Source organism: Pseudomonas sp. LBUM1660, from assembly GCF_059695935.1.
Genome location: NZ_CP166795.1, coordinates 5,081,858 through 5,104,423 on the forward strand (window position 1 = coordinate 5,081,858; position 22,566 = coordinate 5,104,423).

Consider the following 22,566-nt stretch of genomic DNA (forward strand, 5'->3'; position numbering starts at 1 on the left):
GTGCAGTATAAAAAGCTTCGTACAGGGCTTTTCACTCTATAAACCACAACATTCAGCCAGAACTCTCGGGAAAAGCCCGGATAGCGGAGGGGCATTACCTGGCTTTTGTAGGATTATTCACCAACTGAAACGCCGCCGAGTATTGCACAGCATTGGTGCATCGTCATGCCCCTGACCGAGCCTTATTTACCGTTCGACGTGTCTAGCAAAGGCATTTCAGGCAGGCACTACCCTGTGGCGAGGGAGCTTGCTCCCGCTCGGCTGCGCAGCAGTCGCAAAACCTGTGATCGCGGTTCGACTGAAAGACCGAGATGGCAAATTCGGGTCTGCTCCGCAGCCCAGCGGGAGCAAGCTCCCTCGCCACAAAAGCAATGTTTATGGGTGAATCCTTCAGGAATTTCGGAAATTTCAGTCAGCAAAAGCCGCGTCGCGTAGGCAGATAAGCGGCTAGGGTTAGCGGGATCCACTCCACAAGGAAGCAACGGAATGCATCCACACCCGAACTCACACCGGCTACGCCATGGACGATTTTCAGAACAGGGTCGGGCCTACCTCATCACAGCCGTTGTGCATCAACGACTTCCTCTGTTCGATGATTGGCAATTGGGACGCCTGCTAGTAGCCGAGTTGAGACGAGCTCATGATCAGGAATGGGTCAACTCTATTGCCTGGGTGATCATGCCTGACCATTTCCACTGGCTAGTGCAGCTGGAGCAACGCTCTTTGATGCGGCTCATGCAAGCCATCAAATCCCGCAGTACGCTCACTATCAACCGGGCTTTGAACAGTGCAGGCGCATTCTGACAAAGCGGCTTCCATGATCGAGCGATCCGTGACGGGGAAGAACTCCTGCCATTCGCCCGTTACATCGTCGCAAACCCCTTGCGCGCAGGGCTTGTGGATAAAATCGGTGACTACCCTTTATGGGACGCCTGCTGGCTCTGAAACCCCGAATTGAAACTAACTATCTCAATGTGGCGAGGGAGCTTGCTCCCGCTCGGCTGCGCAGCAGTCGCAAAACCTGTGATCGCGGTTCGACTGAAAGACCGAGGTGGCAAATTCGGGTCTGCTCCGCAGCCCAGCGGGAGCAAGCTCCCTCGCCACAGTAGATGGGGAATATTTGAGATCTGAGCATTCACAATTTTTTCACCATCGCCAACCACCGACTAAGCTTCAGACAAGTCCGATCAATCTGCGTGAATGGATCAGTCGACTATGGGTGCGTTATGGCAAACCGATTCGAGTAATACTGTGGTTCCGACTGAACGTGTGGATGAAACGCCTATTCCTGAAAAACCCCCTCGCAGTCGCACGAAGCATGGCTGGGGGGCGTTTTGGTTGTTGCTGGTCATTATCCTGATTGTCCTGGGGCTCGCCGCCGCCAAGGAAATGCGCACCTCGAAGTTTCAAGCCCGTGAGGTGAGCAAATTCGCCGCCGCCCTGAGTTACGAAATGAAACCCGGCCCCAGCGACGCGATTCGCTATCCAGGCGCTGGCCCTTTCGACTTGCGTCTGGGCTACAGCTCGCTGGGTGAGTTTCTGCCGCGATTGCTCAAGCGTGACTACGTCATTGCGTCACAAACCCGCTTCTCTGAAAAGCTGATGGACTACACCGACAAGGGCTTTTTCGTGCCCTACGCGGAAAAAATACAGGCTGGATTGTCGATCACCGATTGCCGTGCGTCGCCGCTGTACCAGTACAAATACCCACAACAACTGTATTCGAGCTTTGAGTCGATTCCGCCGGTGGTGGTCAACAGCCTGCTGTTTATTGAAAACCGCTTTTTGCTCGACCCGCGTCAGCCCCTGGCCAACCCCGCCGTGGACTGGCCACGGTTCGGCATGGCGATCTGGTCGCAGGTGGCCAAACTGATGCACCTGCCGGGCCAATCGGCGGGCGGTAGTACATTGGCGACGCAACTGGAGAAATACCGGCACTCGCCCGATGGCCTGACGGTCTCGGGCGCAGAAAAGATCCGGCAGATGATTTCCGCCACCGTGCGCGCTTATCAACCGGGTCCGGAAACCTTGCAGGCCCGGCAAAACGTGGTGCGCGACTACCTCAACAGCGTGCCACTGTCGGCAGTACCGGGCCACGGTGAAGTGCATGGCATGGCCGAAGGGTTGCGCGTCTGGTACGGCGCCGACTTCAACAAGGCCAATGAACGGCTGGCCAGCACCGACACAGATCCCAAGAGCATGGCCGAAAAAGGCCTGGCGCTACGTGAAATGCTCTCGCTGATGATCGCCCAGCGCCGCCCTTCTTACTACCTGACCAAAGGCCATGATGAACTGGCGGATCTCACCGACAGCCACATCCGCCTGCTGGCGGCGAATGGCGTGATCGATGCGCCCTTCGCCGCCGCCGCCCTGGTCAGCAAGGTGACTTACCGCGACTGGCAGACCCAGCCGACCATTCAGCCGATTGAAACCAACAAAGGCATCAGCGTGGCGCGCAGCCGCTTGGGCGGGCTGCTCAATCGTCCGCTGTACGATCTCGACCGCCTCGACCTGTCCGCTACCAGCACCCTGCAAGGCGACTTGCAAACCCAGACCACCGAATACCTCAAGCACCTGGCAGACCCGGCGTTTGCCACCCAAATCGGCCTGATGGGCGAACGTTTGCTCACCCCCACCAGCACCACCCAGGTGCGCTACAGCTTTACGTTGTTTGAGCTGACACCGGACGGCGCGCGCGTGCGGGTCCAGACCGACAGCACCGACCAGCCGTTCGACATCAACGAAGGCAGCAAGCTGGAACTGGGCTCTACCGCGAAAATGCGCGTGCTCACCACCTACCTGCAAATCATGGCCGAGCTGCACGACAAGTACGCAGCGATGACTGTGCCGGAACTGAAGAAAGTCGACGTCCCGGATCAGGACCGCCTGAGTCGCTGGGCCGTCGATTACCTGATTGAGAACAAGGACCGCAACCTGCCGGCCATGCTCGCCGCCGCGCTGGATCGTAAGTATTCAGCCAGCCCCGGCGAAGCCTTTTTCACCGGCGGCGGGCTGCACACCTTCGTCAACTTCCGCAAGGAAGACAACGGTCGCATTCCGACCATGCGCGATGCCTTGCGCGAATCGATCAACCTGCCATTCATTCGGCTGATGCGTGACCTGGTGCGCTACACCACGTATTCAGGCCCCAACAACAGCGCCGAGTTGCTCAAGGATGATCGCGACCCACGGCGCCAGGAATACCTGGCCAGTTTCGCCGACCGCGAAGGCACTTCTTTCCTGCTGAAGTTCTGGAAAAAATACAAAAACAAGGACACCCAGGCGCGGCTCGATACCTTCCTCGACAGCATGCGCCCGACGCCGATCCGCATGGCGGCGGTGCACCGTTATCTGCTGCCCCAGGCCAGCCAGGAAAGCTTCAATACCTTTGTGCGGGCGCACCTCAAAGGCGCCAAGCTCACCGAAAAACTCACCGACGAACGCCTGCAACGGCTCTACGAGAATTACAGCCCCGGCGCCTACGACTTGCCGGATCAGGGCTTCATCGCCAAGGTTCACCCGTTGGACCTGTGGCTCATGGGCTACCTGTTGAACAACCCGGACGCCAAGTGGAGCCAGATCGTCAAAGCCAGCCAGTTCGAGCGCCAGGAAGTCTACAGCTGGCTGTTCAAGAGTCGTCACAAGGGCGCCCGCGACAGCCGTATTCGCACCATGCTGGAGATCGAAGCGTTCCTCGACATTCATCAGCGCTGGCAGAAAGTCGGTTACCCGTTCGATCACCTGGTGCCATCGCTGGCCACCGCCATCGGCAGCTCCGGCGACCGCCCCGCAGCCTTGGGCGAGTTGATCGGCACCATCCTCAACGACGGTGTGCGCATGCCGACATTGCGCATCGACACCCTGCATTTCGCGGCGAATACGCCCTACGAAACCAAACTGATCAATGACCCGGACGCCGGCAAACGGGTGATGCCGTCCGAAGTGGCCACGGCCATGCGCGAGGCGCTGTCGCAAGTGGTGGATGCCGGTACGGCCAAACGTGTTTCCGGCAGTTTCACCACGCCCGATGGCAAACCCTTGGCCATGGGCGGCAAGACCGGGACCGGGGATAACCGCATCGAAGCCATTGGTTCCGGCGGGCGGATTCTCAGTTCGAAGTCAATCAACCGCACGGCCACCTTCGTGTTTTACATCGGCGATAACCACTTCGGTACGTTGACCGCCTTCGTGCCCGGGCGCACCGCCGAAGCCTTCAAGTTCACCTCGGCGCTGCCAGTGCAGGTGCTCAAGGGCATGGCGCCGATTCTCACGCCGTATCTGCAACCGGGTGCGCATACGCAATGCCTGCCGGTGGAGGTCGCGAGGCGCTGAAAAAAGGCGGTAATTAATTATTTTCGGCATTGGTAATTCCAATGCGTTTGGGGGGCCAACACTGATTAAGCAGCGGTAATTCAGGCTTTTACTTTGAGCCTCGGGCGTTAGGCTGGTCACTCCACTTAACGCTCAGGTTTATTAAAAGCATGACTGACTTACACGGACGTATATCAGCGCTACCGACACCGGGAGCCGATGACAATAAAGGTCGCCACTTCGCGTTTATCAAGAGCCGTATCCATCCTGCGTTCAAGGACGCTTCACTGCGACGGATTCGGGAACTGAGCCTCACACAAACGGCTTCAGGGTATTGGGTACAGGCCACCAGGGATTTCGATCACACGCCGTTACAAGAAGCCAACCTCGAACGCTGGTCCGCTCAAAACACCGTCGACCGGGTCATGGACAAGGTACAAAGCGTTTACGAATTCGCCGAACCGTTACTGACCGAGGCGTTGCTGAAACAGTTCGGTGTCGACGTCGATGTAAAGACCACTTACTTGCACCTTTATTTACCCAAAAAGCTTCCCTGGTATTCAGCCGACTTCTGCGGTGCCGTGACCCGAATCGTTTCACTGCTGGACGCGGCGCTGCACAACTTCGCGAGCAAGGAAACCTGCGAACCAGACTCGGACTTCATCAGCCAGCCCGATGCCCGCGGGCATTTCGACATCCTGCCGATCAAACGCAAAATGTCCATCGCCCAGTTTCAGACCCTGTGTCGCAAGCTGGACATTGGCGCGCGCTACACGAAATACCTCGAAGAGCAGTTGCGGCCCAGAGACGGCCTCGTGCGGGCTGTTTTGAAACACAAGATCGTCGAGAGCGAGAAAACCTCGTTTAAAGCGGCCGCCAGACTGGCCGTGCTGAAGGGCGACATCGACGCCGATGGCTGTGACCTGATCCTGATGATGCTCGATGGCCAGCGCAACCTCACCCGCAAAGGCCGGATAATGCAATTCGCCAACCTGTCGATTCTCGACAGCTTGCTGACCGGAATCGTATTGATTACGCCGGATCTGGACCGGACCCGTGAGGTTGTGCCGATCTTCGCATACGTCCCGCAAGACCCTGAGCACCCGCTGAAAGAGTACCCCTCGACCCTCGCGTTCGTGAATGAACTGACGCGTCAGTTGCGTAACAACGACGTCATACCGTCCACCGGCATGACCTACCAGCAATACTTCAGCCGGTTCGTCGATCAATCCGATCGAGGGCATTTTTTCGGCGGGCTGCAACAACGTCTGTTCCAAGTGAAATGGCATCACAAAGAGCCGCTGGACCAGAGGCCGAGCTGGCGGGAAGTGGCCGTCACTGACCCTCATCTGCACTTCAACACCGCACCGCTCACCGGCGAACTCTGGCAGTACCTGTTTGAGCAAAAGCTCAACAAGGTCCTGAATGACGCCCGACACATCGCCGTGTCCACCGCCGATGCCGATACCAACGCCCGATGGGCCTGGTGGGAGAACTTCAAGAAAATCGTCTCGGACATCTTCAACATCGCCCTGATGGTCGTCACGCCGTTCGTTCCCGGACTGGGTGAGCTGATGATGGGCTACATGGCTTATCAGATGGCCAGTGACGCCATCGAAGGCATCGTCGACATGACACTGGGTCTGTGGACCGAAGCCACCGGACACATCATCGGCGTGGCCACGGATTTTCTTCAGCTCGCGGCCTTTGCCGCCGGTGTGCAGATCGGTGCACTGGCACGCCTGAAACTGTCGCCGCTGATCGAAGGCATGAAACCGGTCACCCTGCCCAACGGCGAACCCCGGCTGTGGCACCCCGACCTCAAACCCTATGAATTGCCCGATGTGCAGTTACCGCCGGGCTCCAGATCCGACGCGCTGGGGCTGCATGTCCACGAAGGCAAGGATGTTCTGCCACTGGATGACAAGCACTACGCCGTGCAAAAGGATCCGCAAACCGGCAACTACCGCGTCAAACACCCGCATCGCGAGAATGCTTATCTGCCCGAGCTGAAACACAACGGCCTCGGCGCCTGGACCCATGAAGCCGAGACCCCGCGAACCTGGGATCGCCCGACGTTGATGCGCCGTCTCGGCCACTCCGTGGAGGGCTTCAGTGACGCGCAGCTCGAAGACGCTCGCATCGCCAGCGGCACCGACGACGGTGCGCTGCGCCGGATGTACGTCGACAACACGGCCCCGCCACCGTTACTGGACGACAGCCTCACCCGCTTGAACATCCAGCGCCAGACCCGCCAGGCGATTGAAAGGATTCGCTCGGGTCAGCCTCTGGACCCTTCCTCCTACTGGTTTGAACCGCTGGCGACTTACCTGGAGGGCTGGCCGGCGGATAAAGCCCTGAAGGTCTACGAAAACGCCGACATGAGCGGCCGGTTCCGCCAGTACGGCAATGCCGAGGCGAGCGACGAGCAGACGCTGTCCACCAGTTTGTCCAACCTCATGAGCGAGCAATTTGCGCCAGGCCTTGTCGAGTTTCTCAGCGAAGAAGAGCTGCAAGCCGTGCTCGGTCGCTCCACCGCCAAAAGTGACCGGGTGCAAGCGTTGCGTAATCGACTGGCGGATGAAGCCAGTCGAATGGACGCTGACATCGTCAATCAGCTTTACCAAGGAGCCCAAGCGTCTGACGATCCGCAGTTGCGACTCATACGCCACTCATTTCCCGAACTGCCGTCCCGTGCGGCAGCGACGTTGCTGAACAGTGCCGACGCGACCGACCTCAAGCGCATGACCCAGGAGCAACGTCTGCCACTCAGCCTGAAAAGCCGAGCGCGGGAAGCCGCCTTCGAAGCCCGGACCAACCATGCCTATGAAGGCTTCCACGACGGCGCGCAGTGGGTGGCGGAAACCGAAAGCCTGGTGTTGAACGCCTTGAGGATTCATACCGACACCTTCGCGCAATTGCGCATCGAGGTTCGCGAAGGCAACGATGCCGGCCCCTTGCGCAGCCGTGTGGGGGCCGAGGACGCGTCCATGGTCCGGGTGCTGGTCAAGGATGATGTCAACCGGTTCGAAGTCTGGGACGGCGACAACCACAAACTGCACGACACCGCTGATTTTTACGACGCCGTCCTCAACGCCTTGCCGAAAAACAAACAGGCGCAGCTGGGTTATCGGCCGGGCCAGGGCGCCTTTTTCAAACAATGGGTGATGGCGAAGACCGAGACACCGGCGCAGCGCCGCACCGCGCTCGCTGCACCGCCGATCCGTCCGCTGGCTGACCATGAAGACATGATGCTGTTGCGCGGTCCCGGTTTCTCCACGATCTCCCCCACGCTCACCGAACGGGTGCAGGATATATACCCCCACTTCAACGAACGCGAGGTCGATACCTTCGTTCGATCCCTGGGTTCGCAGGAGCAAGGTCAGCAGACACTGACCCGACTGGACCGGGAACTGGATGACTTGCGTGTGCTGTTCAATCGCTGGCGATACCAGCAGCCGGATAGCTGGGGCCCGGATCAACGCGGGTTCGTCAACAGTGGCGGCTTGCACCTTGCCGAGCGGTTCATCGACTGTTTCAAACGCAAGCCCACGGTCTTTGGTGAACGCAGTATCACGGCCGACGGCGGTTACGCGCTGGACCTGTCCACAGAGTTCGGGGTGCTCGACCTCGAACGTTGGTGGAAGGACCTGCCGGATATCAAGCACTACCTCGATCAGATCAGCACCTTGAATCTGGACCGCACGACCCTTTCCGAATCCGCCACCGGCCTGTTAGGGGACTTCCCTCATCTGCGGCAACTGAGCGCCCGCAGCTGCGGCTTGACGCGACTTCCCGACACCATCGGCAAGATGCACCACCTGCGCACTTTGCGGTTGATGAACAACGACATCACATTGACGCCATCGGCTGTCGAGCAATTGCGAAACCTGACCCGCATGGAAACCCTCAGGCTCGATGACAACAAGCGGTTGGGCCTGCTCCCGGACGTTGGACGCATGCCCAGACTGAGAATCCTGAGTTTGAGCAACACCGGGGCCACCACCTGGCCCGATGGCCTGTTCGGGCCTGCCAACAAACGTCGACCGCGCGGCTTCTTTCTGGACTTGCAGGAGAACCCGATCAGCGTCATTCCGAAAGTCGTGCCTGGCTCGGAAGACGCCTTCATCCTGGCGCGGACCCGCTTGTACGAAAAGCAACTCTCGGACGCCAACCTGGTCACTTTCAAAGCGTATCGACGGTCAGTCGGCATCTCGCCCAAGCAGGTCTACACCGATGCGGCACGAGACGCGATGTACCTGTGGCCCATGAATGACGACTCGGTATGGTGGAGTAACCAAGTCTCAGGGCTGGGTACTTTTCGAGAGGAAGCCTGGCACGACTTGATGACCGAGCCTGGCCATGAGGATTTTTTTGCCTTGATCCAGAAACAGACCCGCTCGGCCGATTACATGGCCGGTGGTGATTTGCGTCAACAACTCAGCAGCCGGGTATGGCGCATGATCGAAGCCATCGACCTGGACACCGAGTTGCGCAAGGATCTGTTCGCAATGGCCAAGGCGCCCACCACCTGCGCCGATGCCGGGGCCCAGGTGTTCAACCACATGGGCATCAAGGTGCTCGCCTCCGAAGCCTATGCCTTATCGACGTCCAACGCCGTCCTTGAAAGCAAACTGGTGAACCTGGCCAGAGGTGCCGCTCGCCTCGCCCGCGTGGATGACATTGCCCGTGCCGATTTCGGCAGTCGGCCGGGCAATCCGGATGAGGTCGAGGTGTACCTCGCCTACGAAACCGGCCTGGCTCAACGCCTCGGTTTACCTTGGCAATCGGAGTCGATGCTGTATCGCCCCTTGGCCAGCGTGAACGCCAAAACCCTCGACACCGCCTTCGATACGGTGATGTCCATGGAGGCCGGCGATGGCTTGATCAACGACATGATCGAACAGCCGTTCTGGCAGAAATACCTGCAGGACACTTACCCGAACGAGTTCCGGCGCAATGCCCTGTTTTACGAAACCAAGAGCGAATTGCTGGATGAGTTACGCGAAGTTCAACACGCCTGGACCAGCTCCAAAGGCCAGCAAATTGCACAACGACGAGCACTCAAACAGCGCCTGCAAGACCTCGCCCGACGACTGAATATCGATGACAGCTTAGTGTTGACGGATCAAGACATGACCGATGAAGTCTATGGCCTATTGCTGCACGACATGGGTTACGAAGAAAAAGAGCTGAGCCGAAAACTCACCCGCGCAGCGCTGCAAAAAGACGCACAGCCGTAATCGGCAAACCCTGATGCATCGGGTGATGCATCAGGGCTCAACCCTTAACCCACTTGCGAATCCCAGATCACCGTGACAGTGCCCGAGTACGTTCGGGTGACACCGGGCTTGAGCATTTCGCCGACTTGATCCTGCGCAATCTCGAAGTGCAACGTTCCCGGCTTGCGATCGACATAAAAGCGTGGCTGGAACAACTCGGTACCACTACCGTCGCGCCGCAACGGCCGGCGGCTGACCGGCTGATCGGCGGCATCCACCAGGCCATTGGGCAAGGTCAGACTGACGTCGAGCGGTACGACATGACCTGAAACCGGGTCGCGCACCGAGCAGCGATTGCCATCTTCGCTGTACTGGCAGTCCAGGCTCATCTTGAAGCGGCTCGACGAAGAGAGATTGAACGTCTGATCGCGAAACAACCGCGTCGGCTTGCGCCCCTGCGTCAGCCAGGCTTGCCAGCCGCCCTGCGGGACCAGTTCGGATCGTGTCCCTGGAAGTGGTGTAACTGAAACCAGCTGAAGGCGCCTTGCGGCGAAAGAAGTGGGTCACCGTGGTTCTTGGCTAAGGTTGAGTTTGCAAAGACCTAACCTGAACCGGGAGAACCACGATGACCAAACCTACTGTCTCACTGAACGAGCTGCTGGAGAAAGGGGCTGACGTCGATTTGCTCAGGCAAATGATTCAATTTGTCGCCCAGCGCATGATGGAACTCGATGTTGAAGGCCTGTGCGGCGCCGGCTACGACATCAAGAGCATGGAGCGCACCAACAGCCGCAACGGCTATCGGGACCGTTTGTGGCAGACGCGCACCGGTGACGTGGATCTGCGCATCCCCAAGCTGCGCAGTGGCAGCTACTTCCCTGGCTTCCTGGAGCCGCGCCGCACCGCTGAAAAGGCCTTGGCCGCGGTCATTCAGGAGGCCTACATCCAAGGCGTCTCAACGCGATCGGTCGACGAGTTGGTCAAGGCCATGGGCATGACCGGGATTTCCAAAAGCCAGGTTTCACGACTCGCGGGCGAAATCGATGAGCGTGTGCACGCCTTCCTGGATCGCCCCATCGAAGGAGATTGGCCTTATCTGTGGATCGATGCGACGTACGTCAAAGTGCGGGAGGCCGGACGGATCGTCTCGGTCGCCGTCATAATCGCCGTGGCCGTCAACACTGACGGAGGTCGTGAAGTGCTGGGCATGCGCGTAGGCCCCTCGGAGGCTGAACCGTTCTGGACGGATTTTTTGCGCAGCCTGATGCGGCGAGGACTGCGGGGCGTAAAGCTGGTGATCTCCGACGCTCATGAAGGCCTGAAGGCCGCGATCTTTAAGGTACTCAACGCGACCTGGCAACGTTGCCGGGTCCATTTCATGCGCAATGCCATGGCCCATGTGGGCAAAGGCCAGCGCACCATGGTGGCGGCCCTGCTGCGCACGGTCTTTGCCCAGGACAATGAGGCCGAATCACGCCGGCAATGGCGTGTCGTGGCGGATCAATTACGCGAAAAGTACCCGAAAATCAGCCAGCTGATGGATGCCAGCGAGGACGAAGTCCTGGCGCACATGACATTTCCCAAGGCCCACCGGCAACAGATCCACAGCACCAATCCACTGGAACGCTTAAACGCCGAGGTCAAGCGGCGAACCGACGTGGTGGGCATCTTCCCCAACGACGCCGCCATCGTGCGCCTGGTCGGCGCCATGCTACTGGAGCAGAACGACGAATGGAGCCTGCAGAAGCGCTACATGCAGCTGGAAGGCTTCCAGGCGGTGAGTGACAACCCCACGGCTAAACTATCAGCCATAATTAACTGAGGCATCAAACTCAACAGCCAAGAACACGGGAGTTACACCACGTCCAGGGACACGATCCCAGTTCGACGCGATTGCCACCAGGGGGAATCTCGACCTTGAGGGTGTGCCGAACATCCAGGGAGAAATTGAGGGTCAGTTGGTTGTCATTGGGAATCATGACATCGCCCATGTCGAAGTCCTGACGAGGACCGACCGTGTACGGCATGGTGCCGGTGTATTTGCCCGATTTCATGGCCAGGGGGTCAGGCGTTTTCAGCTCATAAGCGAACACGAAGTACAGGTAGCGAAAAGAAAGCGGAATATCGAACTTCGCCGTCTTGCTGCACACGCCCGCCCCTCTGGCGACTCGCCAGAAACTGTTGTAGCCAGAGGGACCCGCCGAGTGCCAACCCACACTTGAACAGGGTGGTGGCGCATATGACCAACCGCCACCTACCCATAAGTCATCCCACCAACCTCCTCCAGTCAGTTCAGTGACAGGGCGGGGAATGGCGGCTTCGTGCCCGATCCCGCCTATACGAATGGAAAGCACTTGCTTATCACCCGACTCGTGGGTGACCACCACTTCTCTCCAGTCTGAGGGAACACGGGCCATGCCCCCTTGCCGCGGGTCCGCATGGTTGGCCAGGATGGGCGCATTCGCCGTGAATGGAATAGGCGCAACAAGGCTGAACAAGTTATAGGGCGCACAGGCTTGCGGTATCTGTCGGCAAAAACCCTCGGACGGCGTCATGTTGACGAACACGTTTTTATTGGGCTTCGATGAATCCGGCTCGAATACCGCTTCGATCTCCATAACGGCGGCCTGTACGGGCAGCGCAAACACAGCAAACGCCAGGCATCTCAAAAGTCGAATTGATTGTCCACGTAGAAACCGCATTGTCTTTCCTTCAAAGTCCATGTCGATGCTCAGCCTTGCTGAATTAATCCTTCTGGCGCCCGCTAAACTTCCGAATCCCAGATGACCGTGACAAGGCCCGAGTAGGTCCTGGCCACATTCGGCTTGAGCATTTCGCCGACCTGATCCTGCGCAATCTCGAAGTGCAACGTTCCCGGTTTGCGATCGACATAAAAGCGTGGTTGGAACAACTCAGTACCACTGCCGTCGCGCCGCAATGGCCGGCGACTGACCGGCTGATCGGCGGCATCCACCAAGCCATTGGGCAGGGTCAGGCTGACGTCGAGCGGCACGACATGACCGGAAACCGCGTCGCGTACCGAGCAGCGATTGCCATCTTCGCTGTACTGGCAGTCCAGGCTCATCTTGAAGCGGCTCGACGAAGAGAGATTGAACGTCTGATCGCGAAACAACCGCGTCGGCTTGCGCCCCTGCGTCAGCCAGGCTTGCCAGCCGCCCTGCGGAACCAGTTCGACGCGATTGCCACCGAGGGGAATCTCGACCTTGAGGGTGTGCCGAACATCCAGGGAGAAGTTGAGGGTCAGTTGGTTGTCATTGGGAATCATGACATCGCCCATGTCGAAATCCTGACGAGGACCGACCATGTAGGTAATGGAGCCTGTGTATTTACCCGCGGCCATGTTCAGTGGATCGGGCGTGCGCAATTCATAGGCGTACACAAAATACAGATACTTAAAGGACATCGGGATGTCGAAAAGCGCCTTTTTGCTGCATACGCCCGCACCCACCGGGACTCTCCAGAAACTGTTGTAACCAACGGGTCCCGCAGTCGCGTTACCGACCCCCAGACACGGCGCAGGCGCATACACCCAGCCCCCTCCCTGCCACATCTGATCCCACCAACCGCCTCCCGTAATGTCGGTGATTGGACGGGGAATGGACGCTTCGTGACCAATACCCCCGATCCGTATGGAAAGCACTTTTGAATCGCCCGACTCATGTGTAACACGCACCTCTCTCCATTCAGAGGGTACCCGGGCCATGCCGCCCTGGCGCGGGTCCGCGTGATTGGCAAGAATCGGCGCATTGGCCGTGAACAATATAGGCGCGACAAGACTGAAAAGTTGATAGCGCGCACAGGTCTCTGGAACTTGACGACAGAACCCCTCAGAGGGCGTCTTGTTGACGAATTTATTGTTCTGCGGTTTGGCCGAATCCGGCACAAACTCCGCCGTGATCTCTGCCACCACCGCCTCTGCAGGCATCGAAAACACAGCGCACAACAGACTGGTCAATACAAACCCATTCCGAGCCCGGACTGATCGCTTCTTCAATAAACGCTTCATTTGGGCAGTACCGCATTGAAGACCATATTCACGCTGCCAAAATAGCTGCCCGGTTTATAAACCCCATCGACAGGCGGCATTGGCACGATCTCCAGCAACACCCGTTTACCCGGCGCGGCATCACTCATCGACACCACCTCGCGACTGTCCAGCTCATTGAGCACATGGCCGTTGAACAGCACGCGTAAACCAATGTCATGGGCATCCGTCCCGTTGGACAAGTACGGCCTGCCCTCAAGGCGAGCTTCGATGGACCCGGCTTCATTCTTCACGTCGAAATACTTGCGCAAGCCGCCCAGGGTCGAGGTCGTCAGGTTCCACGGCAACTGCTGTTCGCGGTGAATCCAGCCGGGGTCTGCGGGAATGACATAAAACGCCTGACTTGGGATCGTTACGAACACTTCGAAGTGCTGCACTTCGCGGGCGGCATACGCTGAATGGCAGGCCATTGCCGACATCATCAGGACCGTCAGTTTTCTGAACATAGTCATCAGCCTTTCACATCGAGTTTCTTGCGGCTCTCGCCTTCAATCAACGTGAAGCGGTACTCGCGGCCTGCCTGTTTCTCGAACTCGAAGTTGCGGCCGGCCAGAATGTGATGCTTGGTGGTCGGCTGGCAGTCCTGGTCGTTCTTGACCGCGCAATCCTTGAACTCGTCGATCACCACCACGGTGTTGCCGGTATTGCGGATCCGGTACCTGGCCGCCTCGTTTTCGATCACGCTGGCGTAGCGCGGGTCCTTGGGGCGAACGAAAAACACCGCGCCATAACCGGCCAGCACCGTGACCCCGGCGGACAGGGCTTTCTTGTATTCCTCACGTTCCTCGCCGGAGACCGCAAATTCGTCTTCCTTCTCGGGCACCACCGGCACGAAACGCACGCGGAAATAGCGCTCCTTGTCGCGCTCCCCCATGTACAGCAATCGCGTGCCTTGCATGCCACTGGCGGGCACGATCAGCCGCGCCGGGCTGGCCATCAAGCCATCCCGGGATTTGCCGTCGGCATTGGACTGGAGCGGCACTTCCCGGGATTTGCCATCGGCGTCGTAGAGGATTTCAAGGATGTTGACCTTGACGAAGGCGGTGCTGTCGCCGCCGTTGTAGACGCGTTTCAAAAAGGTACTTTTGTCGCCGTCCAGGTAGTCGTAAACCGTGCCGATATTGATGCTCGGCACGGCGTGCGCCGTCTGGGTGAACAAACAAAAACCAATCAGTGCCAACCGACGTTTCATCGTCATTTACCTCATAAAAAAGTGCGTGGTGCCGGGCATCAACCTGCCGTCGGCGTCTCGAGCGTCAGGTCCGCCAACGTATCCGGCGTGCAACGCAGATCGCCGATCATCAGCACATTGTTTTCCGTGCGGCCATTGCTCGGGTCCAGACGGAACTGGCATAGCAACTGGTTGCCGTGGCGCACTTCCAGGGTCGGAGAGCCGGCGTTCATTTCCATGGAGAAGAAGCCGTCCACTTCACTCACTCCACGGCTGGCGTGGTTGATGATGTGATGGCCCTTGAGCGGCTTGCCCTGGGGGTCGATCAGGCGGCCAAGGACGGTAAGGGTTCGCATCACACGGATCTGGCGATAATCCACGCCGCCCTTGTTCAGGTGATAGCTGGAACGGGCCGGCTGGATGGTCGCGGCAGGCACGTGGCTGCCTTCGAAATCGAAACTGACGGAGCTGCTTTTGTAAGCCGTGATCGGCACGAAATTGCGTCCGGGCTTGAGGACCGCGCTGCCGCCGCTCAAATCGTCGGCGCGCAACGTGATGTCGTCGATGTCGGACTCGACATCGATGATCATGCCCGCGCCGTTGCGGTGGTATTGGCTGGTCACGATCATTTTCTGCCCACCGACCGCCACGGTGCTGTCGAGGTTGAGGCCGCCGGTGAGGTCGTTGTTGTAAGAGGAGCGCTGGATAAAACCGTCAGCGTTGGCCAGGTCCGATTGCATCGTCGCCAGCGCATTCAAACCGATGCCATAGGTGTCGGTGATGGCCGTGGCGGAAACGCTTTGCAGCAGGTGGTCCTGCAAGTCTTTGCGGTAAGTGATCGAGGCATTGTTGTCGCGCCCGCCGTCACGATCGGTACGGGTGCCGATGCTGCCGGACAGCTGTTCTCCCGGACCACCCAGCGCGATGCTCACGCTCAGATCAAGCCCGCGATTTCGATCATTCCCCGAGCTGAAACTGCCCGGTCTGTCGAACAGTGACAGGCGCCAATTGGCATCGCTGCCGAACAGTTGCGCGCGCTGGCTCCAGCCCAGATCCACGCCGACGCCTTCGGTGTTGCCTTCACTGTGGGACACCCGGGCATTGACCGAACTTTTGCTGGTGAGTCGATGATTCACCGATAACGACGAGTTGCTGGTCTGGCCGATACATACGTTGCGCTGCCGCACGCGCGTGCCGTCGGGCAGGGTGTCGTAGAGCCGCGTGGTGTCGAGCCAACTGCGGTTATGGCTGGCGACGATGCTGCCGCTGCCGTAGGAGTAAAGCCCCTGCACGTCAAAACCGGTGCCGTAGTCCTGAGTCTTGTAGACGTTGGCAAAGACGCTGGCGTTGTTGACGATGGCCCAGTCGACCGACGTGCCGTACTGCAGGGTGTCTTTCACTTGCCGACCCGACAGGCCGAGGATCACCCGTGGGTGCAGCAGGAAGTTGAACGCGGCGCCAGCGGTCATGTCGCCGTCGGCCTGCTCATCCCAGTTGCTGAGCATCTTCGATTCACGCCCGGCGAACAGGTTGTAGCGCCAGCGCTCGTCATGATTGCTCCAGTTGTTGGGTTTGTAGACCAGTTCCTGAGTGCTGGAAGTGATCTGGCCGTCTTCGATCAGCCGCACTTCGACTTCATAGATGCCGCCGGGCAAGGGTCGCGTATCAAGCGTCTGCAAACCGGCCGGCATTGCTTGAGTGTTGATCAGCAAGCCGTCGCGATAGATCTCCACCGAGCCTTGGCGATTGGCCGTGACATAGATCGGGTACACCGCCGGTTTCGGGTTGTTGATGGCCAGGCTGTCGGAGCTGCCGTACATAACGCCCAGCGCGGTGTCGGGGCTGGCGCCAAAGGAGCGTGGCTGGCGGGTCAAGCCTTCCGAGGTGGGTGTGAACAAGCCCAGGCGCAGGAAACTGCCTTCCAGTTCGCGCTGGGTGAAGAGCTCGTGCACAGCGTGATACGTCTGGTTGTCCACACCACCCAGGCGGGACAACTGCATGTTCACCGCCTGGGTCCAGTTGCCCAGGCTGCTGCTCGCTTCCAGACCGTAGCGACCACCGAGGTTCTGGTTCTGGCCGCCGTTGAGGTTCAGCTGGTTGCGCACGATCAACCCGGTGCTGCCGCCTTCAGGCTGGTTGTAATAGAGCTGCACCTGATCATCGCGCTCGGCGTTTTCGGTGAGGATCGACACCAGCGAGTTTTCCAGGCTGTAGTGCACGGCCAGCAATTGTTCGGGGCAATTGGCCTGGCAGGCGCCTAGTACCACACCTTGTTTCAGGTAGTTGGCCCAGATGTCACGCTCGCTGGGTTTGATCGTGCTGTCGCTGACATCGGCGAAGTCAACGAGGGTGATGCGATCATCGCGAGTCAACACGACCATCGCCTCACCGAGAAACTGTTGGTCAAGTTCCACTCGCACCGCCAGCGGCACATCAAAGAAGTGCTCTTCGAACTCGCTCGGTAGCCCCTTGGCTTGCGCAAGCAAACTTCGGGGTGTGTGGCCGTTGTCCGCTGGCGCGGCCAGGGCAGTTGCACAAAAACATAGGGCAAGCGCCGTCGCGATGGGAGTCATCGGGAACATGAACGAAATACTCTGAAGATAAATTCGTTGAAACCCGATCGACAAGGACGCAACCCTATCGATCGGTGAACGTTGCCAAGTAAGACGGAACTTACTTACAGAACGCGCCGTGGTTTAGATGCGCGGAATGGCATCAAAGATGACGACCGGGTTGGCGGTGTAGAGACCCACCTGGGCGTTGGTCGGCTTCGCGGCCTTGATGACCAGGTCGGCGCGCATGCCACCGTTGGACTCGACGTCACCTACCACTTCCTGGGAATCGGCAGTCAGCTCCTTGCCATTGAAGGTGTACGTCAGAGGAATGTTCAAGGTTGGATTACCGTTGAACAGCGGGGTAGGACCGCCGACGATATAAGCGCCAACCGAGCCATTGGTGTGTTGAATATTGTAGGTGCCACGGACCTCTGTCAGGTCGCCGACCCCAATGAGGTATTGCATTTTCTCGTCTTTACCAAAATCCGGGTTCACAGGCTGGGCATGGAAGACCTTGCTTGGGATATCCGCTGTAATGTTGATGGAGGTGCGCGATTCTTCAGCAGCGAACGCCATCGAAGCGCTCAGGGCCAGGAGGGTCATCGGAACGGCGATTGCAAACTTCTTGAACATTATTGAGTACCTGTCTTTTTCAAAGGATTGGGCCGAGAAAAGTCTAAACAAGCGAACTTAACCCCTCGCACTGATGGCGATTTCGCTTAACTTTCGACGCCAGAAAATGATCGTCCAATCTCTTGAAAAAGTAAGTACGTAACTTCCGAAGAACATGTAGTAACAATGGCTTTCGAACAATAGGAAAAAAGTTAAAAAAACGCCAACTTGATTGTTTTACCCTCAGAAAAATACTACACACAGATCTAACTGAAAAAGCACACAGATATAAACTAATAAAACTTCCGTAAGACCGGGCCTACTTATCTCATGATAGTGGAATAATTATAAATCGATGAACTTCCATGATTAGTTTAATTACTCTAAAAGAGCAACCCATGCATCACTCCTCGTGCTGATTGCGTCTGGCTCCGAAGCGGCGACCGAGGCGAACCGTTGGTCAAGAACCCTTGCGCAAGCCTTGCGATATATCTTAAGTTGTATCTAAACACGACGAGAGAAGACGCAAAAATGAGAGACCATCATTCCCACCGAGACCACAACGATAGCCGCGACGGCTTCGAGAAACGCCCCGGCCCCGGGCGGGAACGCGGTGGCCGCGGCCCCCGGGTGTTCGCCCCCGGCGATCTGAAACTGCTGCTGTTGGCATTGATTGCCGAGCAGCCCTGCCACGGCTATGACCTGATCCGCCAGATCGAAAGCATGTTCGACGGCGCCTACTGCCCCAGCCCCGGCGTGATCTACCCGACCCTGACCTTTCTCGAAGAAAGCGAAATGATCCTGGGCGACGCCGAAGGCGGCAAAAAGCGCTACACCATCACCGACGCCGGACGTCTGTCATTAACCGAACAGGCGATTGCGCTGGACGGCGTGCGGATGCGCATCGAGGTCAGCAAGCGCTCGTTGCGCGGCCATGATCGTCCGGCCGAGATCCACGAGGCGGTGCACAACTTGCGTCACGCCTTGCAGATGCATCACGGCCGCTGGAGTCCCGAAGAAATCCTGCGGGTTCGCGACCTGCTCAATAACACCGCCAAAGCCATCGTCGATGGCCCTGTCGTTCAACCCGTTCAGGAGAAAGCCGAATGACTGACGTTGTGCACACCATTCACCGTGTCATGCATGAAATCAAACGCCGTCGTCTGCAAGTGCTGCGGGTGGTTGACCTGACGCCGCGGATGCGCCGGATTACCTTGGGCGGCCCGGAGCTGGCGGGTTTTGTCAGCCTGGGCACGGACGACCACGTCAAGCTGCTGTTCCCGCAAAACGCGGCCGAACACGCCGCACTGGAAACCCTGGTGCTCGGTGCCGGCAAAGACAACGGGCCGATGCCGGCAATGCGTGACTACACGCCGCGTCGCTACGACCTCGACACTCTGGAACTGGACATCGATTTCGTCCTGCACGGCGACGGCCCCGCCTCGACCTGGGCCGAGCAGGCCACACCCGGCCAGTTCCTGCACATCGGCGGGCCGCGCGGCTCGATGATAGTACCGGACATGTTCGACAGCTATTTGCTGATCGGCGACGAAACCGCCCTGCCCGCCATCGCCCGCCGGCTCGAAGGTCTGGCGGCCAATCGTCGTGCCCTGGTGATTGTGGAAGTGGAGAACGGCGCTGAACAGCAACGCCTCGAAAGCGCCGCGCAGGTCAATGTGATCTGGGTCTTGCGCGAGGGAGGCAAAGACAATCTGCTGACCACCGTGAAACAGTTGCAAGTGCCGAGCGGCAATCTGTATGCGTGGGTGGCGACCGAGACCAAGGTGTCACGGCAGATTCGCCGGCTGCTGCTCGATGAGCATGGTTTGAACGAGCAATTCGTCAAGGCGGTGGGTTACTGGCGCCTGGATGACAGCGACGAAGAGTGATCGCAGCTCGATAGTGTGGCGAGGGAGCTTGCTCCCGTTGCGCTGCGCAGCAGTGCTAAAACCAGCAACCGAATTTTACTGAAACACCGTGTATGTTGATTTTACGACTGCTTCGCAGCCGAGCGGGAGCAAGCTCCCTCGCCACAAAAGCCCTTCACATCACCCTCAGTATTCACCGACCACGCCACCTGTCCAACGCGATAATAATTAAGGCGATCACCACAAACCCCGCCAACAATCCCGCGGCATTCAAAAACACCTGTGGATAACCCAGCACGCCGACATCAATGAACGGATAGGGATAAACCGCCAACTCGTGCCCGCGCAGCAATGAATAGGCGAAGTACACCAGCGGATAAATGACCCACAGGCCGATATGCCGCAGGCGCAAGGTGCCTTTGGGCACGCACCACCACCAATACGCCAGAAACAGCAGCGGCATGACGTCATGCATCAGCTCATCGGCCAGAAACTGCCAGCCTTCGGGATGCCACAAGTGGCGCAACAACAGGCTGTACGCCAGACCGACGACCACGATGCTCACGGCAATGGCGCTGCTGACCCACGGCTGCAAAAACCAGCGGCGCGCCGCCGACTCGCGAGGGGTCCACTCACAGGTCAGCACCACCGCCACCAGCGTATTGGTCAGCACGGTGAAGTAGCTGAAAAAGCTCAGCAGCCCACCCAGCAAACTGGCTTGCAGCGTCCAGCGTGAGTACAGAATCAAGTACAACTGAATGGCCAGCCCGGCCCAGCCCAGCACGGCGGCCACCGCCACAAAACGACGCCTCGCGGCAGAACCTGGCGTAGACAGGGTGCCCATGTTCAGAGCGGGCGCTTGGTGCGCATCAGCTTCACGTACAGGCGTTCGACCTTCTCCCGCGCCCACGGGGTTTTGCGCAGGAAGGTCAGGCTCGACTTGATGCTCGGGTCACTCTTGAAACAGCGGATATCAATGCGCTCGGCCAGGCCTGACCATTCGTAATGTTCCACCAGGGCGTTGAGGATTTGCTCCAGCGTCACGCCGTGCAGCGGGTTGTTGTTCTGTTCGGTCATGCCGGGCCTTTGAGCGATGAAAGGATTGGAAGCCGCGCACCTTAGCCGAGGGTGTGGCCGGGTGGAAGCGCTCTGTGCGCTCTCTGGTAAATGTAGGTGACCTTGAACAGATCGCTGCCCGGCACTGTTACCAAATACGAAATAATTCATGTCACTAAAAGCGCTTTCTCTATTTGTAACAGAACACTATCCTTGCGCCCGTCAAGCTGAAACGCTTCATCTTCCCGCGACATAGTGCCGCTTTCCGTTCATCCCCCAGAAAAAGATCAAGAATTCCTTCTCTATGCCTGATTTCCCAACTCCGCGAGACAGCGCTGTCTGCACCGCTATTGCCGGTCGAAAAACTCTGAACCTGATCGGTGGGTTCACCGTGTTGAGCCTGGCCACGTGCACCCAGGCCGCTCCCGCCTTCGATAGTGAATCGCCCTGGATGCTCGGCGACTGGAACGGCACGCGCACCGAACTTTCGGAAAAAGGCTACGACTTCAAAGTCGATTACACCGGCGAAATGGGCAGCAATCTGCACGGCGGCTACGACCACGATCGCACCGCGCGCTACAGCGACCAGTTTGGTTTCGGCACGCACCTGGATTTGCAGAAAATCCTCGGCTGGAATGACGCTGAATTTCAGCTGACCATCACCGAGCGCAATGGCAGCAACATCAGCAACGACCGGATCAACGACCCGCGCGTCGGCGGCTTCACCTCGGCTCAGGAAGTCTGGGGCCGTGGGCAGACCTGGCGCCTGACGCAGATGTGGTATCAGCAGAAATTCTTCGACCAGAAGCTCGACATCAAGGTCGGCCGTTTCGGCGAAGGCGAAGACTTCAACAGTTTCCCGTGCGACTTCCAGAACCTGGCGTTTTGCGGCTCGCAGGTCGGTAACTGGGTCGGCGGCATCTGGTACAACTGGCCCGTCAGCCAGTGGGCGATGCGCGTGAAATACCACCTGACGCCGGAGCTCTACGCGCAAATCGGCGCGTATGAACAGAACCCGTCGAACCTTGATCGCGACAACGGCTTCAAGCTCAGCGGCAGCGGCACCCAGGGCGCGATTTTGCCGGTCGAACTGGTGTGGTCACCCAAGCTCAACGGCCTGCCGGGCGAATACCGCGCCGGTTATTACTACAGCAACGCCAAGGCCACGGATGCCTACAAGGACAGCAATGGTCAGCCCGCCGCCCTGAGCGGCGAGGCTTACCGCAGCGCGTCGAGCAAGCACGGCGTGTGGCTGGGTGTGCAGCAGCAAATCACCAGCCGTGCCAGCGACAACTCGCGCGGCCTGAGCGTGTTCGCCAACGGCACGATGCACGACAAAAAGACCAACGCCATCGACAACTATGTCCAGGCCGGCGTCGTCTACAAAGGCTTGTTCGATGCTCGCGCCAAAGACGACATCGGCTTTGCCCTCGCCCGGGTGCACGTCAACCCGGCCTATCGCAAGAACGCCGAAGCGACCAATCAGGCCCGCGCCGTGTATGACTACGACGACCCCTCGTTCCTGCCGCCCCAGGACACCGAATACAGCGCCGAACTCTATTACGGCGTGCACGTCACGAACTGGCTGACCGTGCGCCCGAACCTGCAATACATCCGCCATCCCGGTGGCGTGGACAAGGTCGATGACGCGCTGATAGGCGGGATAAAAATCCAGTCATCCTTCTAACCAACACCGAAAATCCCC

General features: G+C 58.6%; 14 protein-coding genes and 2 pseudogenes. 7 read left to right on the top strand and 9 right to left on the bottom strand.

All coding sequences use genetic code 11. From position 1 onward, the window contains the following. The first annotated feature begins 486 nt into the window (after positions 1 to 486). The 3 genes and pseudogenes from ACA068_RS23595 to ACA068_RS23605 all read left to right on the top strand — a co-directional run bounded on the left by ACA068_RS23595 (position 487) and on the right by ACA068_RS23605 (position 9,554). Positions 487 to 945 (top strand): annotated as a pseudogene (locus ACA068_RS23595) (REP-associated tyrosine transposase). 270 nt (positions 946 to 1,215) lie between these two features. Beyond that, positions 1,216 to 4,332: a transglycosylase domain-containing protein gene (locus tag ACA068_RS23600; RefSeq protein ID WP_497305172.1), complete on the top strand. Its 3,117-nt coding sequence runs from the start codon at positions 1,216 to 1,218 to the stop codon at positions 4,330 to 4,332. A 149-nt stretch (positions 4,333 to 4,481) separates the two neighbouring features. Then, on the top strand, positions 4,482 to 9,554 hold the full coding sequence (locus ACA068_RS23605; RefSeq protein ID WP_497305174.1) for an NEL-type E3 ubiquitin ligase domain-containing protein: 5,073 nt from the start codon (positions 4,482 to 4,484) through the stop codon (positions 9,552 to 9,554). Between the two features lie 44 nt (positions 9,555 to 9,598). On the opposite strand, the pseudogene ACA068_RS23610 reads toward ACA068_RS23605, so the two are convergent. Beyond that, a pseudogene (locus tag ACA068_RS23610) lies at positions 9,599 to 10,051 on the bottom strand (hypothetical protein); the annotation flags it as partial. A 107-nt stretch (positions 10,052 to 10,158) separates the two neighbouring features. On the opposite strand from ACA068_RS23610, the gene ACA068_RS23615 reads away from it, so the two are divergent. Then, positions 10,159 to 11,355, top strand: a complete 1,197-nt coding sequence (locus ACA068_RS23615) for an IS256 family transposase (protein WP_497303600.1) — start codon at positions 10,159 to 10,161, stop codon at positions 11,353 to 11,355. Positions 11,356 to 11,365: 10 nt separating this feature from the next. Here the strand turns inward: ACA068_RS23615 and ACA068_RS23620 are convergent, their stop codons facing one another. The 6 genes from ACA068_RS23620 to ACA068_RS23645 all read right to left on the bottom strand — a co-directional run bounded on the left by ACA068_RS23620 (position 11,366) and on the right by ACA068_RS23645 (position 17,958). After that, positions 11,366 to 12,256: a hypothetical protein gene (locus ACA068_RS23620; RefSeq protein ID WP_497305176.1), complete on the bottom strand. Its 891-nt coding sequence runs from the start codon at positions 12,254 to 12,256 to the stop codon at positions 11,366 to 11,368. Positions 12,257 to 12,297: 41 nt separating this feature from the next. Next, entirely contained in the window at positions 12,298 to 13,560 is a 1,263-nt protein-coding gene (locus ACA068_RS23625; RefSeq protein ID WP_497305178.1) for a hypothetical protein, read from the bottom strand. Continuing rightward, positions 13,557 to 14,045 (bottom strand): CS1 type fimbrial major subunit, encoded by a 489-nt coding sequence (locus ACA068_RS23630; RefSeq protein ID WP_497295855.1) that lies wholly within the window; start codon positions 14,043 to 14,045, stop codon positions 13,557 to 13,559. The genes ACA068_RS23625 and ACA068_RS23630 overlap by 4 nt, the downstream gene beginning before the upstream one ends. Before the next feature lie 5 nt (positions 14,046 to 14,050). Beyond that, positions 14,051 to 14,791: a molecular chaperone gene (locus ACA068_RS23635; RefSeq protein ID WP_497305179.1), complete on the bottom strand. Its 741-nt coding sequence runs from the start codon at positions 14,789 to 14,791 to the stop codon at positions 14,051 to 14,053. A gap of 38 nt (positions 14,792 to 14,829) precedes the next feature. Further along, on the bottom strand, positions 14,830 to 17,352 hold the full coding sequence (locus ACA068_RS23640; RefSeq protein WP_497305181.1) for a TcfC E-set like domain-containing protein: 2,523 nt from the start codon (positions 17,350 to 17,352) through the stop codon (positions 14,830 to 14,832). A 114-nt stretch (positions 17,353 to 17,466) separates the two neighbouring features. After that, positions 17,467 to 17,958 (bottom strand): CS1 type fimbrial major subunit, encoded by a 492-nt coding sequence (locus ACA068_RS23645; RefSeq protein ID WP_497305183.1) that lies wholly within the window; start codon positions 17,956 to 17,958, stop codon positions 17,467 to 17,469. A gap of 510 nt (positions 17,959 to 18,468) precedes the next feature. Between ACA068_RS23645 and ACA068_RS23650 the strand changes: the two genes are divergently transcribed. Both ACA068_RS23650 and ACA068_RS23655 read left to right on the top strand, forming a co-directional pair. Next, positions 18,469 to 19,047, top strand: a complete 579-nt coding sequence (locus tag ACA068_RS23650; protein WP_497305184.1) for a PadR family transcriptional regulator — start codon at positions 18,469 to 18,471, stop codon at positions 19,045 to 19,047. Next, complete coding sequence (locus tag ACA068_RS23655) at positions 19,044 to 19,826, top strand: siderophore-interacting protein (protein WP_497305186.1); 783 nt, start codon at positions 19,044 to 19,046, stop codon at positions 19,824 to 19,826. Before ACA068_RS23650 ends, ACA068_RS23655 begins: the two co-directional genes overlap by 4 nt. 172 nt (positions 19,827 to 19,998) lie before the next feature. Here ACA068_RS23655 and ACA068_RS23660 read toward each other — a convergent pair whose 3' ends face one another. Continuing rightward, positions 19,999 to 20,649, bottom strand: coding sequence for a Pr6Pr family membrane protein (locus ACA068_RS23660; protein ID WP_497305187.1), 651 nt, complete (start codon positions 20,647 to 20,649; stop codon positions 19,999 to 20,001). Positions 20,650 to 20,651: 2 nt separating this feature from the next. Next, positions 20,652 to 20,882 carry a VF530 family protein gene (locus tag ACA068_RS23665; RefSeq protein WP_007903672.1) on the bottom strand — a complete coding sequence of 77 codons (231 nt, stop codon included), beginning with the start codon at positions 20,880 to 20,882 and terminating at the stop codon, positions 20,652 to 20,654. Positions 20,883 to 21,165: 283 nt separating this feature from the next. On the opposite strand from ACA068_RS23665, the gene ACA068_RS23670 reads away from it, so the two are divergent. Next, positions 21,166 to 22,548, top strand: a complete 1,383-nt coding sequence (locus tag ACA068_RS23670; protein ID WP_497305189.1) for a carbohydrate porin — start codon at positions 21,166 to 21,168, stop codon at positions 22,546 to 22,548. The last annotated feature ends 18 nt before the right edge of the window (positions 22,549 to 22,566 follow it).

Excerpts from the sequence above, each read along its gene's own strand:
- ACA068_RS23660 (WP_497305187.1), bottom strand. The coding sequence starts at position 20,649 with ATGGGCACCCTGTCTACGCCAGGTTCTGCCGCGAGGCGTCGTTTTGTG.
- ACA068_RS23615 (WP_497303600.1), top strand. The coding sequence starts at position 10,159 with ATGACCAAACCTACTGTCTCACTGAACGAGCTGCTGGAGAAAGGGGCT.
- ACA068_RS23645 (WP_497305183.1), bottom strand. The coding sequence starts at position 17,958 with ATGTTCAAGAAGTTTGCAATCGCCGTTCCGATGACCCTCCTGGCCCTG.
- ACA068_RS23635 (WP_497305179.1), bottom strand. The coding sequence starts at position 14,791 with ATGAAACGTCGGTTGGCACTGATTGGTTTTTGTTTGTTCACCCAGACG.
- ACA068_RS23625 (WP_497305178.1), bottom strand. The coding sequence starts at position 13,560 with ATGAAGCGTTTATTGAAGAAGCGATCAGTCCGGGCTCGGAATGGGTTT.
- ACA068_RS23640 (WP_497305181.1), bottom strand. The coding sequence starts at position 17,352 with ATGTTCCCGATGACTCCCATCGCGACGGCGCTTGCCCTATGTTTTTGT.
- ACA068_RS23600 (WP_497305172.1), top strand. The coding sequence starts at position 1,216 with ATGGGTGCGTTATGGCAAACCGATTCGAGTAATACTGTGGTTCCGACT.
- ACA068_RS23620 (WP_497305176.1), bottom strand. The coding sequence starts at position 12,256 with ATGGACTTTGAAGGAAAGACAATGCGGTTTCTACGTGGACAATCAATT.
- ACA068_RS23605 (WP_497305174.1), top strand. The coding sequence starts at position 4,482 with ATGACTGACTTACACGGACGTATATCAGCGCTACCGACACCGGGAGCC.
- ACA068_RS23650 (WP_497305184.1), top strand. The coding sequence starts at position 18,469 with ATGAGAGACCATCATTCCCACCGAGACCACAACGATAGCCGCGACGGC.
- ACA068_RS23655 (WP_497305186.1), top strand. The coding sequence starts at position 19,044 with ATGACTGACGTTGTGCACACCATTCACCGTGTCATGCATGAAATCAAA.
- ACA068_RS23630 (WP_497295855.1), bottom strand. The coding sequence starts at position 14,045 with ATGTTCAGAAAACTGACGGTCCTGATGATGTCGGCAATGGCCTGCCAT.
- ACA068_RS23665 (WP_007903672.1), bottom strand. The coding sequence starts at position 20,882 with ATGACCGAACAGAACAACAACCCGCTGCACGGCGTGACGCTGGAGCAA.
- ACA068_RS23670 (WP_497305189.1), top strand. The coding sequence starts at position 21,166 with ATGCCTGATTTCCCAACTCCGCGAGACAGCGCTGTCTGCACCGCTATT.